The organism is Merdimmobilis hominis, from assembly GCF_900104615.1.
Classification (GTDB): Bacteria; Bacillota; Clostridia; order Oscillospirales; family Ruminococcaceae; genus Merdimmobilis; species Merdimmobilis hominis.
Window position 1 is genome coordinate 840,461 of the sequence record NZ_LT629939.1, and the last position, 12,907, is coordinate 853,367.

The following is a 12,907-nucleotide window of genomic DNA, read 5'->3' on the forward strand; positions in this document are numbered from 1 at the left end:
GGGGGTCTACCGCCTCAAAAGCGCCTCCCTCACCGACAAATCCGGCAACCGCAGCCTGTACCGGCGGGAAGAGGACATCCGGGACGATGACGAGGAAGAAGCCCTGGAGGAGATCCCTTCCTTCCAGGTGGTGAAGGACCCTGGCACCCTTTCCCCTCTCGCCTGCCAGGTGGAGCGGCAGGACCTGTCAGCCGGATGTTCCACCGCCCTTTCCCTCACACTGCCCCAAGCTCCCATAGGCTTTGACAAGGCCACTACTGTCTTTTGGAACCCCCAAAACGGGCGGCGGCTGATCTACGATATCAAAGAAGAGGATCAGGTGGCCGCCGGGGTTTACCGGTCGGAGCTGGACATCCCGGACCACGAGCCCCAAGGCAGCTACACCCTTCTCAAAATCACGGTAAAAGACCGGGCCGGCGAATCGGTGACCTACGCCTCCAACGGGGAGGAGGACAGCCTCCCCCTGCCGGTGAGCTGCTCCTTCCAGGTGGGGCCTCAAACCGGGGACAACACCCCTCCGGCACTTCAATCGATCTCCATTGTGGAAAGCCGCAGCAAGGGCAACAACCGGGAATACCGGGTACAGGTCAAAGCCAGCGACGACCTCTCCGGCGTGGAGCACATCACCCTGCGGTTCCAAAACGACCAGAACGACCACTCGGTTACCAAGGTGCTGACCAAGGATGACCGGCTGGGCGGGGTGTACACCGGCTGGCTCCAGGTGAGCCGCTATGAGCCGGACGGCACCTTCCAGCTGGACAATGTGGCGCTGATGGACGAGGCCAAAAATTACCAAGCCTACTGTCGCCCTGCTGACATCAAGGATTGGAACCATAAGCTCCCCCTGCCCCAGGCGGTGTCCTTTACCCTCAGCGGCGGTGTCTCCCAAGCGGATGAAAATGGACCCCAGCTGTTGTCGGTAGCTCCCTCTAAGGAGTCCATCGACGCAGGGGACGACTTGACCATCACCGCCAAGGCAAGGGACGACTTATCCGGTGTGGACAGTGTCAAACTCCAGTTTAAAAATGCGGAGGGCAAATCCATCAACGTCACCCTCAAGGAAAAAGGCAGCGGTTACGAAGGGAAGGTCAAATCTTTCCAGACCAAGCAGGAGGGTACCTACCGCCTGACCCGAGCCACCTTGACCGACAAGGCGGGCAACCGCCAAGTCTACACCACCTCCCCTCAGGGGAGCCAGCTTCCCCTCCCCTTGGCAGCTTCCTTTACCATCAACGATTAACAACAGGAGGTCTTTCCTTTGAAATACTATGGCAGAAAGGCGCTTGCCCTGGTGCTGAGCGCCATCCTCATCGCATCAACGGCCTCCACCGCCTTTGCCCAAGATCCGGTGGAAAAGGACGAGGTCGTCTACATCAACCTCTCCCACGACGGGTCGGTGGAGAGCATCTATGTGGTCAACGCCTATGACCTAACCGAAGAGCAGCCGGTCACCGACTTCGGCAATTACCGGGAGGTCAAAAACCTGACCACCACCGAGGAGCTTTCGGTTCAGGATGGCGCCATCTCCTTCACCGCCCCAAAGGGCAAATTCTATTACCAAGGGGAGCTGGACAGCGCCCAAATCCCCTGGCTGGTCAGCGTCACCTACCAGCTGGACGGCCAGCCCATATCTGGCGAGGAACTGGCTGGCAAAGAAGGCCATCTGGAGATGACCCTCTCCCTGCGGCAGAACCCAGACGCCAATCCGGTGTATTTTGACAACTTCGCCATCCAGGCCACAGTGCTCTTGGACAGCGAGCGGTGCAAAAACATCACCGCCCCCAGCGCTACCCTAGCCAATGTGGGCGGCGACAAGCAGATGTCCTACATCGTCCTGCCGGGCAAAGAGAAGGACTTCACCATCTCCGCCGATGTAACCGACTTTGAGATGGACGCCATCCAGATCAACGGCATCCCCCTCACCCTGGACATCGACGACCCGGACACCACCGAGATCAAGGATAAAATCTACGAGTTAAAGGATGGGGCGAAAGAACTGGACGATGGCGCCTTCCAGCTAGACGACGGAGCCACCCAGCTGCAGGATGGCGCCCTAGAGCTGAAAGACGGCGCTGCCGACCTTTATGACGGCACCGATGACCTCTACGATGGGGTCAAGGACCTGGATGAAGGGGCAGATAAGCTGCGCAGCGGCGCGGGCGATCTGAAAGAGGGGGCTGACCAGCTGAAAGCAGGGTTTGACCAACTGAACCAAAGCTCCCGGGAGCTGAAGGCCGGCATCGCCGCCACCCAGCAGCAGATGATCTCCGCCTTGGAGGGCAGCGGGGTGCCCATCCAACTTCCCCCCACCCCCTCTGACCCGCTGGATACCACCTATCTGCTCCAGGTGGGAATGGCCTTGGACAAAGGCTTTGACCTGGCCATCGGCCAGATAGAGGCCGCCATCAAACAACTGGAAAGCGGAGGTTCCTCCATCGAACTGGCCGCACTCGCCCCAGAGATGACCGTCCGGGTTCTCAGTGCAGCCGTTTCGGTTGACGAGGATGGCTCCATTTCAGAGGAGGGTTCTGAAGATACTTCCAGCGAGGGTTCTGAGGGCAACTCTGGTGACAGCTCCACTGGCGAGGGCTCTGAGGGCAACTCTGGCGACAGCTCCACCGGGGAAGGCTCTGAGGGCAACTCTGGCGACAGCTCCACCGGCGAGGGCTCCGAGGGCAACTCTGGTGACAGCTCCACCGGGGAAGGCTCTGAGGGCAACTCTGGCGACAGCTCCACCGGGGAAGGCTCTGAGGGCAACTCTGGTGACAGCTCCACCGGCGAGGGCTCCGAGGGCAACTCTGGTGACAGCTCCACCGGGGAAGGCTCTGAGGGCAATTCTGGCGGCAATTCCACCGGCGAGGGTTCCAGTTCTGGAGAGGGACAGCTCCTTCCTCCCGCCGATGAAGGAGGCAACGCCAACCGTCCATCGGCCCCGGCAAACCCCTCCCCGAGTTTCCCTCAACACCAAAACGAACTGGCTGATCCCGGTGACCAATTGGCAATCCTCCAAACTCAGCTGGCCAGCCTGAAACAATTCAAACAGGTCAACACCCTGTGCATGGGCACCCTCCAATACATGGCGGGCACCGAACAGCTGAGCACCGGTTATACCAGCCTTTATGATGGCATTCTGGAACTGCGATCCGGCATCAGCGAGCTGGTAGGCGGCGTACAGGAGCTGCTGGACGGCTCTAAGGAGCTGTTCGATGGGGCCAGCGACCTGCGGGATGGTGTGGATGAGCTGTTTGATGGAACCACCGAGCTCAAGGACGGCACTATCGAGTTGACCGACGGCACCACCGAACTGCGGGATCAGTCCGATGAGATGGATTCTAAGGTGGATGAGGAAATCGACAAGATGCTGGATGAATATCGGGGCGGCGACTTCGATATGGTATCCTTTGTCAGCGATAAAAACACCCAGGTGGATTCGGTGCAGTTTGTCATGAAGGTGGCCGAAATTCAGATAGAAGAAGAGGAGGCCCCCGTGATCCAGGAGGAGGTTAAGCCCTCCTTCTGGCAGAAGCTGGTCAACCTTTTCAAATAAAACAAAAGGCAAAAAGCCCCTCGGTTTTCAAAAAACCGAGGGGCTTTTTCTTTGTAGTATCATAATGGATACCTTACGCTTGCTCGGAAAAAAGGTAGTGGCCGCGGCCCTTAAGGTCCTCCACCCGCTGGGAGACAACCCCAAACACCCGGTCAATGGCCCGGGAGTCGGCCACTTCCCCAGCGGGGCCATAAGCGATGGCTTCCCCGTGATCCAACAGGAGAATCCGGTCGCAGGTTTCCAGGGCCTGGGCCAGGTCGTGCATCACCACAAGAACCGTTTTCCCCGAATCCGCCAGCTCCCGGACAAGGCGCAGCAGTTCAAACTGGTGGTTGATATCCAGGTAGGTGGTAGGCTCGTCCATGAGAACAATGGGGGTATCTTGGGCCAAGACCATAGCTAAGTACACCTTCTGCCGCTCCCCGCCGGAGAGGGCAGACAGCAGCTTATGCCGGTGTTCCAGCACCCCAGCCCGCTCCATGGCGGATTCTACGGCGCTGTGGTCTGTGGGGGCAAGCTTCCGGGGGAACCCCAGATAGGGGAACCGGCCGTGGGAGACCAGCGCCTCCACCGGGATGGCGGGGATTTCCCGGCTTTGGGGGAGCACCGCCACCTCTTTCGCCAGCTCCTTGGGGGAGTAGCTGAGGAGGGGCTTCCCCCCCAAACACACCTGTCCGGAGGTAGGTTTCAGTAGGCCGGACACCACCTTGAGCAAGGTGGATTTCCCGCAGCCGTTGGGTCCGAGGATACCGGTTATTCCACCTTTCTCAAATCGGAGGGTAAGGCCGCGGAGCACTGGGTTCCCACCGTATCCAGCGGTCACCGATTCCAGGTTAATCAAGGGCTCTTCTCCCCTTTCGGCTCAGCAAGAGATAGATGAAAAACGGCCCGCCCAAAAAGGACATGACAATCCCCACTGGGATTTCAAAGGGGGCAAATAAGGTCCGGGCGGCGATGTCGCACCCCAAGGTAAAAGCCCCGCCCAGCAGGGCGCACAAGGGGATGAGATACCGGTTATCCTGCCCCACCAGCACCCGGGCGGCGTGGGGGACAATGAGTCCCACAAAGCCGATGAGGCCGGAAAAGCTGACCGCACTGCCCGCCAACAGGGCAGCTATAGCTAGGAAGGCCATCCGATACAGCCCGGTGCGCATCCCCAGGGAGGAGGCGGTCTCCTCCCCCAGGGCGAGGACGTTCATGTCATAGCTGAGCACCATGGCTGCTGCGACGCCAAGCAGGATGCACCCGCCTGCAAATTTCACCTGCTCCATGGAGGCGCCGGCAAAGCTGCCCACCAAAAAGGCCATCCGGTTCATCTGAGTGTCGGGGATAAAGGTGAGGATGGCGTCGGTAAACGCCCCCAAAAAGCTGGAGACCGCCACGCCGGAGAGGACAATGGTCATCCGGGAGGCACCGGTCTTGCAGGCGATGCCGTAGACGATCAGCAGCGCGAACAGCGCCCCCAGAAAGGCAGCCAAAGGGGTATACTGGACATAAGCGGGGAAAAATGCCGCCAACGCGATGGTGAAAAGGCCGGACCCGGCATTCACTCCGATGATGTTGGGGCTGGCCAGAGCGTTGCTCAGCACCGTCTGCAGCGTCGCGCCGGAGACCGCCAGGGCACACCCGGCCAGCAGGGCGGCCAATGTGCGGGGAAGCCGGACAAAGTGGATGATCCTCCCGGCTTTGGAAGCGGTATCCCCGGTGGAAAGGGCCTGCCAGAGCTCCCCCAGGGAGATGGGCACCGCACCCGCGCAGATGCTGTATGCCGCCAAAGCCAGCAACAGGCAGGCAGAGGCCGCCAAAACCATCTCCCGCCGCCCCCGCTTATGCAAAGAGGTCGGGATAGAGGATCTTTGCAAGGTACTCATAACTCTCGGCCCATCTGGCGTTGGGTTTGTAATGGAACAACTCTTTGGGGAGCACCACATACCGGCCGTTCTGCACCGCCGAGAGGCTCCCCCAGGCGGGGTTGGACTGGATTCCCGCCTTCAGGGCGTCGATGGCTTTCTGGGAGTTGCCCATGGTGGTGACAAAGATATAGTCCGGGTCCTCTGCGAGGATGGTCTCCATGCTCAGCTCCTCTAAAAGGGAGTCGTGGCGGGCGGCGATGTTGTCGGTGCCCAAATCCTTGAGGATGCGGCAGGTCATGTTGTCATCCGATTTGGCCTTTGCCGTCGTCGACAGGGCGCGGATAAACAACACCGTGGGCTGCTCCTCAGGCCGATTCTCCTGCAACTTCTCCAAAATGGCGTCTATCTGGGCCTGTACGGCGATTCCGTTCTCCTCATACAGATCCGCCCGGCCGGTGAGATCGGTGCAGATTTTCAGCATATTCAGATAATCTTCAAAGTTTTCCACCTTAAAATAGGCGTGGGGGATGCCTGCCTGGGTCAGCATGCCGTCCAATTCCACATGCTCCGCCACATCGGTGGAAAGGAGAATAAAATCCGGGTCCAGGTTTAAAATTTCTTCGGTGCTGGGGCCCTTGACGGTGCCAATCACTTTGGTCTCCTCCCCTACGGTGAGGCCCCGCTCTGAGATCACGTCCTCGGTGACACCCACCGGTACGCCGCCGGCCAGCATCCAGGTCTCGGCATAGGAGCCCATCAGCGCCACCACCCGCTGGGGCTGGCTCTCCAGGGACACCTCCCTGCCGGAGTCATCGGTAAAGGAGTAAAAAGCCTCAGCTTGGGCGCTTTGGGAAGAGGAACTCCCCTGCTCCGCCGGCTTTTGGCCACACCCCGCCAAGAGTACAAGGGCCAGCACACCAGCCAGGGCCAGGGCTGCAAGACGTCTCATTAGCATTTGGCCCCTCCCACCGTTTCTATCTCAAGGATTTCCTCTTTGCGTTTCAGCAGGTTGTCAGAAATCAACATCTTTTCCACCTTGGCGATGCCCAGCCGGTCCACGGTTTGGCCAAAACGCTCTCCGGACTCCCCTTTGCTCTTGAAGAGGAGGATGGCTTTTTCCACCACATCCAGCACCTCTTCCCGGGTAAAGAGCTTGTTCAAAGCGCTGCCGATCCGCACCTGTTTGCCCCAGCGTCCCCCCACATACACCTTGTATAGGGTTTCCTCAGTTTCCAGGGCGCCAAAGGGGCACTTTCCGTCACAGCGGCCGCAGTTGTTGCACCGCTCTGCATCGATGGACAGTGTCTCCCCGGTCACGGCCGCCGCCGCCATGGGGCAGGCGTCAGCCACACCGCATTTTTTGCAGCCCCGGCACTTGCCGGCATCCAGCTTAGGTACCCTCTGGCCGACGATGCCCAGGTCGTTGAGGTCGGGTTTTACACAGTTGTTGGGGCAGCCGCCCACCGCGATTTTAAACTTGTGGGGCAATACGACATCGTGGTATTCCACATAAAACCGCTGGTGGATCTCCTTGGCCAGGGCCTGGGTGTCGTAGAGGCCGAACACGCAGGTGGTGCCTTTGCAGGAGACCACCGGCCGGACCTTGGATCCGGTTCCGCCGGTGACCATACCGGCACCGGCCACATAGTCGATGAAGGGGTCGATGTTGTCGTAGGAGATGCCGGGCAGCTCCACCGTCAGCCGGGAGGTAAAGGTGATGTTGCCGTTGCCGAACTTCTCGGCAGCCTCGCTGAGGCATTGCATCTGCTTGGCGGTGAGGATGCCGTTCTCGGTGATAATCCGGCCGGAGAATTCCTCGGTCCCGCGGTTGAGCAAAAAGCCCAAGCCCTTGACCCGTTTGATATCCTGTTCCAAAAGTGCCACTGTACATCCTTCTTTCTTGTTCTTTCGCAGTTATTTCTGATTATACTCCTTGTAATTCCATGGGTAAAATAGTAAAATCAAATCAAACTCATAGGATTATTGCTATTGATAAGGGGGAATCCGCCGTGACCATCCGCCACCTGAAGGTATTCATTGCTGTGGCTCAAACCGGCAAAATGGGGGCTGCCGCCAAAGAGCTTTACATCTCCCAACCCACCGTCAGCCAGGTGATTTCAGAGATTGAGGAGCAATACGGGGTAAAGCTGTTCGAACGGCTCTCCAAAAAGCTGTACATCACCAAGGAAGGGCGGCAGCTTTTGGATTACGCCCGCCACATCATCGCACTCTTCGACGAGATGGAGCGGAATTTAAGCTATGCCTCCACCCATCACGCCCTGCGGGTGGGAGCCACCATAACGGTGGGCAGCTGCGCCCTGCCCTCTATCATCCGCCGGTTTGAGGAGCGCCATCCCACCGTCACCACCCAGGTGTGGGTGGACAACACCCAGGTCATCGAAGGGATGATCCTGGAGAGCCGCCTGGACCTGGCTTTGGTGGAGGGGGAGGTCGCCAGCCCGGATCTGATCGTCCGCCCGGTGCTGGAGGATGAATTGGTGCTGATCTGTGGCCCCTGCCATCCCTTTGCCGGGCGGCAGTCGGTGGCCTTGTCCGAACTTTCCGGCCAGGATTTTATCCTGCGGGAGCCGGGCAGCGGCACCCGGGAGCGGTTTGAAACCCTCCTTGACCAGGCGGGGATTTCGGTGCGGCAGAAGTGGGTCTGCCACAGCTCCGACTCTATCCTGGCGGCGGTGGCCCAAGGCCAAGGGCTCTCAGTGGTCTCCCGCCAGCTGGCAGAGCAGTCCGCAAAAGAGCTTCACATCCTCCCCGTAGAAGATGTGAAGCTCCATCGGACCTTCAACCTGATCTATCACAAAAACAAATTCCTGTCGGAACCCCTGCGGGCATTCCTCGGGGAGCTGTTGCCTGCCGATCAGTTGGGGTCGTAGCAGCCGTGTTCCGGGGATTTGGTCTCGCTGAGGATGGATTCATACAATCTCCACCCGCCGGAGAGGTTGTAGCAGTCAAAGCCCATGCCGGCGAGCATCCGGCAGGCCACATAGCTGCGCAGGCCGGTGCGGCAGTGGATATACACCGGTTTGGATTTGTCCAGCTCCCCAGCCCGCTGGCGCAGCTCATCCACCGGGATGTGGAGGAACCCTTCGATGTACTGGCCATTTGCCCGCTCGGAGTCGGTGCGCACATCCAACAAGGTGACGCTGCCATCCCGGGGCAGGGAGGCCACATCATCCCAGAAGAAATTTTTCACCTGGCCAGAGAGGGTGTTTTCGATGACATAGCCCACAAAGTTGACCGGGTCTTTGGCCGAGCCGAAAGGCGGGGCGTAGCACAGCTCCAGGTCGCACAGGTCGGAGGCGGTCATCCCGGCGCGGATGGCGGTTGCCAGCACATCACAGCGCTTATCCACCCCGTCGAAGCCCACAATCTGGGCGCCGAGGATGCGGCCGGTGCCCTTTTCGTAAATGGTCTTGATGGACATACCGGTGCTGCCTGGGTAATAGGAAGCGTGGCTGTTGGAGTAGGTGTATACTTTGTCGTAGTTGAGGCCGGCGGCCTTGGCGGTCCGCTCATTGACCCCGGTGGTAGCCACGGTCATGTCAAACACCTTGAGGATCGAAGAACCTTGGGTATTTTTGTAAACCGAGGGGATGCCGCAGATGTTGTCGGCGGCGATGCGGCCCTGTTTGTTGGCAGGTCCTGCCAGAGGGATGTAGCCCTTTTGGCCGGTGACAAAGTCGGTGATCTCCACCGCGTCGCCCACGGCGTAAATGTCCGGGTCGCTGGTGAGCATGTGTTCATCCACCACAATGGCCCCGCGGGGGTTGAGGGTGAGGCCAGCTTCTTTGGCTAAGGCGGTATCCGGCCGTACCCCCACGGCCAGAATGACCATATCGGTCTCCACCTGGCCGGAGGAGAGGGTGACTTTCAGCTTGCTGCCCTCTTCGGCGATGGACTGCACCCCATTTTGGAGGATGAGGGTTACCCCGTTTTCCCGAAGATGGCGGTGGACGTCACAGGCCATGTCGTAGTCCAGGGGGGCGATTACATGGTCGGCCAGCTCCACAATAGTAACTTCCACGCCGGCTTTTTTCAGGTTTTCAGCCATTTCCACGCCGATGTACCCTCCGCCGACCACCACGGCGCTGCCTGGGAATTCCTCTTCCACATATTCCTTAATTTTAATGGTGTCCGGGATGTTGCGCAGGGTGAACACCCGGTCCAGGTCCGCCCCTTCCATGTTGGGGACGATAGGAGCCGCTCCGGGGGAGAGGATCAGCTTGTCGTAGCTCTCGGTGTACTCCCCTCTCTCCTTGCTGTTGACGGTGACCGTCTTCGCCGCCCGGTCAATGGCGGTTACCTCGCTGTTCACCCGCACATCCACGTTAAACCGGGATCGGAAGCTCTGGGGGGTTTGCAGGGTGAGGGCCGATTTTTTGACAATCTCCCCGCCGATGTAATAGGGCAGGCCGCAGTTGGCAAAGGAGATGTACTCTCCCCGCTCAAACATCACAATCTCTGCGGATTCATCCAACCGCCGCAGCCGCGCAGCTGCCGAAGCGCCGCCGGCTACACCGCCGACAATTACAGTTTTCATCAAGATTATCCTCCTTCCAAAATACGGGTCTCATCCAATGTAACCTCAGTATAACATAGAGAAATAGGCTTTGTAAAATAGGCCATTGGAATAACCATCATAGGGGATTTCCAATCCTTTTCTGCTGGGGACGTGTGCTTGCTTAAACTCATCTTGATGCAAACAGGCCGCCGATGGATGCCATCGGCGGCCTTATTTTTATTACATCAGCGGGGCAAATACCCGAAGCACTGCCCGGCACAGCCGGACGAACCACGGAACGCTGCGGCACTGTTCCGCCGTGATCTCCTGGCATTTTTCCAGGGTCTTCAGGTAATCCTCCTTCACATCCAAGATACTCTTGGTTTGATACAGCCATGCGCCGCACTCAAAGTGGAGATAGAGGCTGCGATAGTCTAGGTTGATGGTACCTACCACCCCATATTCATCGTCCACTGCAAAAGTTTTGGCATGGATGAAGCCGGGGGTGTATTCATAGATTTTGACCCCCGCATCCACCAGGACATCATAATACGCCCGGGTGACCGCATGGACAAACCACTTGTCCGCCACATGGGGGGTGATAATCCGCACATCCACGCCGGATTTTGCCGCTACCGTCAGGGCGGTAATCATCTCGTTGTCGATGATCAGGTAGGGTGTCGCAATGTAGACATACCTCTGGGCCTTATTGATCAGGTTGAGGTACACAGTGCGGCCCACCGTCTCCCCATCCAAGGGGCTGTCGGTGAAGGGCTGGACATAGCCGTCCTGCTCGATCTCTTGCTTCTGGTACAGGCTGGGGCGGAAGCAGTCGTAGTCGGTGTCAGTGGGGCGGATGTAGTTCCAGATGGAGAGGAACATCAATGTCAGGCTCCACACCCCTTCTCCTTTGAGGAGGATGGCACAGTCCTTCCAATGGCCGTGTTTTTCGTAGGCATTGATGTATTCATCAGCTAGGTTGATACCACCGGTAAAGCCCACCCAGCCGTCGATGACACAGATTTTCCGGTGATCCCGGTTGTTGAGCTTAGAGGACAAGATGGGAATAAAGGGGTTAAATACACAGCATTTTATGCCCATGGACTCCAGCTTTTCATTGTACTTGTAGGGCAGGGTCATAATACAGCCCACATCGTCATACATGACCCGCACATCCACGCCCTGGGCAGCTTTTTCCTTGAGGATCTCCAAAATGGTGTTCCACATCTTCCCTTCCTGGATGATGAAATACTCCAGGAAGATAAAATGCTCTGCTTTTTTCAGTTCCTCCACCATCCGCTCAAATTTTACCTCGCCAATGGGGAGGAACTCGCTGGAGGTCTCCCGGAAGGGCGGGCAGTGGGCATACTGTGTAATATAGCGGGACTGGTTGGCCGCCTCCCGGTTCTGCACCTCAATTTCCTCCACGATGCTGTTGTAGGGTTCCAGCAGGGAATAGGCTTTCTCCTCGGAAGCGCGCATCTTTGAGCGGGTCTTTTGGGTGAGATTGTTCCCACCGAACATCAAATAGAACAAGCCGCCAAAGATGGGGAACAACAGGATTGGTATAATCCAAGCAATTTTATACGCAGGGTTGCTGCGGTTGTTGATGATCCACAGAAGAACCAACACGCTGAGCAGAATGGAGAAAGCATAAAAATACACGAAATAATTGTTGAACCGCCAGATGATCCCCACTAAGATCAGCACCTGGATGGCGATAAACACAGCGACGATGACCACCCGATGGAACAAAAACTGTAAAACCTTTTTCACGTCTTTCCCCTTCTTTCCTTAAAAATCCGGTTCCGATTATCGCTCCCGGGGCTTCCACTTCCCAGCGGGAACCCGACGGACGCGCAAATTCCGATAGACCTTCTCCCGCAACAGGGAATAAAGCACCGATGCCAGGGGGACGCTTACCAGCATGCCCACCACGCCGGTAGTGCTGCCACCCACTGTCACCGCCATCATCACCCACATGGCGGGCAGGCCCACTGAAGTGCCCACCACCCGGGGGTAGATCAAATTGTTTTCCAGCTGCTGCAAAATGCAGAACAGCACTACAAACTCAACCGCTTTCATAGGGCTAGTGACCAAAATCAAAAAGGCGCCTATAAAACAACCCACAAAGGCGCCGAACACTGGAATCAGTGCAGTAAAGGCGATAAGAACTGAAATCATCAGCGCATAGGGCAGGCGGAACAGCAGCATGGCGGCAAAAAACAGCGACCCTAGGATCATCGCCTCCACACATTGGCCTGCCATGAAGTTGGAGAAAGTCTTCTCCGCCATGGTGAGGATGCGGATCATCTCATCCGCCACCCGCTCCGGCAAAAAGGCATAGGTCATCTTTTTAAACTGCACTGCCAGCGTTTCTTTGCGCAGCAGGATATAGATGGCGAAAATTAGCCCCATGATCCCCCGGAACACACCGCCCACCACCGAAGTGGCCACATTCACCGTGGAGGAAAGGAAGTTGCTCGCACCGCTCCGGAGAAATTGCAGAGCGGAATGGGCAAAGCCCTCCCAATCCACCTGGAGGGAGAGGATCCACTGGGAGAAACCCGGCCACTCCCCTTCAAACTGGCTGGCCCACTGGTACAGGGAATTGAGCAGAATGGGAATGCCCTCCCCAATGGTGCGGAAAGTGCGCATCACTTCGGGGATCACCAAAAAAAGCACCACCCCAATGGTCGCCAGCACGCCCAGAAGGGACAGCAGCAGCGATACCGNAACATCACAATCTCTGCGGATTCATCCAACCGCCGCAGCCGCGCAGCTGCCGAAGCGCCGCCGGCTACACCGCCGACAATTACAGTTTTCATCAAGATTATCCTCCTTCCAAAATACGGGTCTCATCCAATGTAACCTCAGTATAACATAGAGAAATAGGCTTTGTAAAATAGGCCATTGGAATAACCATCATAGGGGATTTCCAATCCTTTTCTGCTGGGGACGTGTGCTTGCTTAAACTCATCTTGATGC

Annotated in this window: 10 protein-coding genes; 3 read left to right on the forward strand and 7 right to left on the reverse strand. The window is 57.8% G+C overall.

Annotation, left to right across the window (positions count from 1 at the left end):
- Together BQ5353_RS13020 and BQ5353_RS04095 are read left to right on the forward strand one after the other, a co-directional pair.
- Positions 1-1,240 (forward strand): DUF7743 domain-containing protein (locus tag BQ5353_RS13020; RefSeq protein ID WP_162273106.1); only part of this gene is annotated, 1,240 nt, incomplete at its 5' end.
- 18 nt (positions 1,241-1,258) lie between these two features.
- Positions 1,259-3,547 (forward strand): dermokine domain-containing protein, encoded by a 2,289-nt coding sequence (locus BQ5353_RS04095; protein WP_071427361.1) that lies wholly within the window; start codon positions 1,259-1,261, stop codon positions 3,545-3,547.
- A 73-nt stretch (positions 3,548-3,620) separates the two neighbouring features.
- On the opposite strand, the gene BQ5353_RS04100 is transcribed toward BQ5353_RS04095, so the two are convergent.
- From BQ5353_RS04100 to BQ5353_RS04115, 4 genes are read right to left on the reverse strand one after another with little or no spacing between them, the layout of a single operon-like run.
- Entirely contained in the window at positions 3,621-4,388 is a 768-nt protein-coding gene (locus BQ5353_RS04100) for an ABC transporter ATP-binding protein (protein ID WP_054332077.1), read from the reverse strand.
- Entirely contained in the window at positions 4,381-5,418 is a 1,038-nt protein-coding gene (locus BQ5353_RS04105) for a FecCD family ABC transporter permease (protein ID WP_071427362.1), read from the reverse strand. The genes BQ5353_RS04100 and BQ5353_RS04105 overlap by 8 nt, the downstream gene beginning before the upstream one ends.
- Positions 5,375-6,349, reverse strand: a complete 975-nt coding sequence (locus BQ5353_RS04110; RefSeq protein ID WP_054332079.1) for an ABC transporter substrate-binding protein — start codon at positions 6,347-6,349, stop codon at positions 5,375-5,377. The genes BQ5353_RS04105 and BQ5353_RS04110 overlap by 44 nt, the downstream gene beginning before the upstream one ends.
- Positions 6,349-7,284, reverse strand: a complete 936-nt coding sequence (locus BQ5353_RS04115) for a 4Fe-4S binding protein (RefSeq protein ID WP_054332080.1) — start codon at positions 7,282-7,284, stop codon at positions 6,349-6,351. Before BQ5353_RS04115 ends, BQ5353_RS04110 begins: the two co-directional genes overlap by 1 nt.
- 125 nt (positions 7,285-7,409) lie before the next feature.
- On the opposite strand from BQ5353_RS04115, the gene BQ5353_RS04120 reads away from it, so the two are divergent.
- Entirely contained in the window at positions 7,410-8,291 is an 882-nt protein-coding gene (locus tag BQ5353_RS04120; protein WP_054332081.1) for a LysR family transcriptional regulator, read from the forward strand.
- Here the strand turns inward: BQ5353_RS04120 and BQ5353_RS04125 are convergent.
- From BQ5353_RS04125 to BQ5353_RS04135, 3 genes are all read right to left on the reverse strand, one after another.
- Entirely contained in the window at positions 8,276-9,958 is a 1,683-nt protein-coding gene (locus BQ5353_RS04125; protein WP_054332082.1) for an FAD-dependent oxidoreductase, read from the reverse strand. The two genes, BQ5353_RS04120 and BQ5353_RS04125, sit on opposite strands and share 16 nt — an antisense overlap.
- A 201-nt stretch (positions 9,959-10,159) precedes the next feature.
- Positions 10,160-11,695 carry a cardiolipin synthase gene (gene cls / locus BQ5353_RS04130; protein WP_071427363.1) on the reverse strand — a complete coding sequence of 512 codons (1,536 nt, stop codon included), beginning with the start codon at positions 11,693-11,695 and terminating at the stop codon, positions 10,160-10,162.
- A 36-nt stretch (positions 11,696-11,731) separates the two neighbouring features.
- Positions 11,732-12,607: an AI-2E family transporter gene (locus BQ5353_RS04135; protein WP_071427364.1), complete on the reverse strand. Its 876-nt coding sequence runs from the start codon at positions 12,605-12,607 to the stop codon at positions 11,732-11,734.
- Positions 12,608-12,907 lie beyond the last annotated feature (300 nt).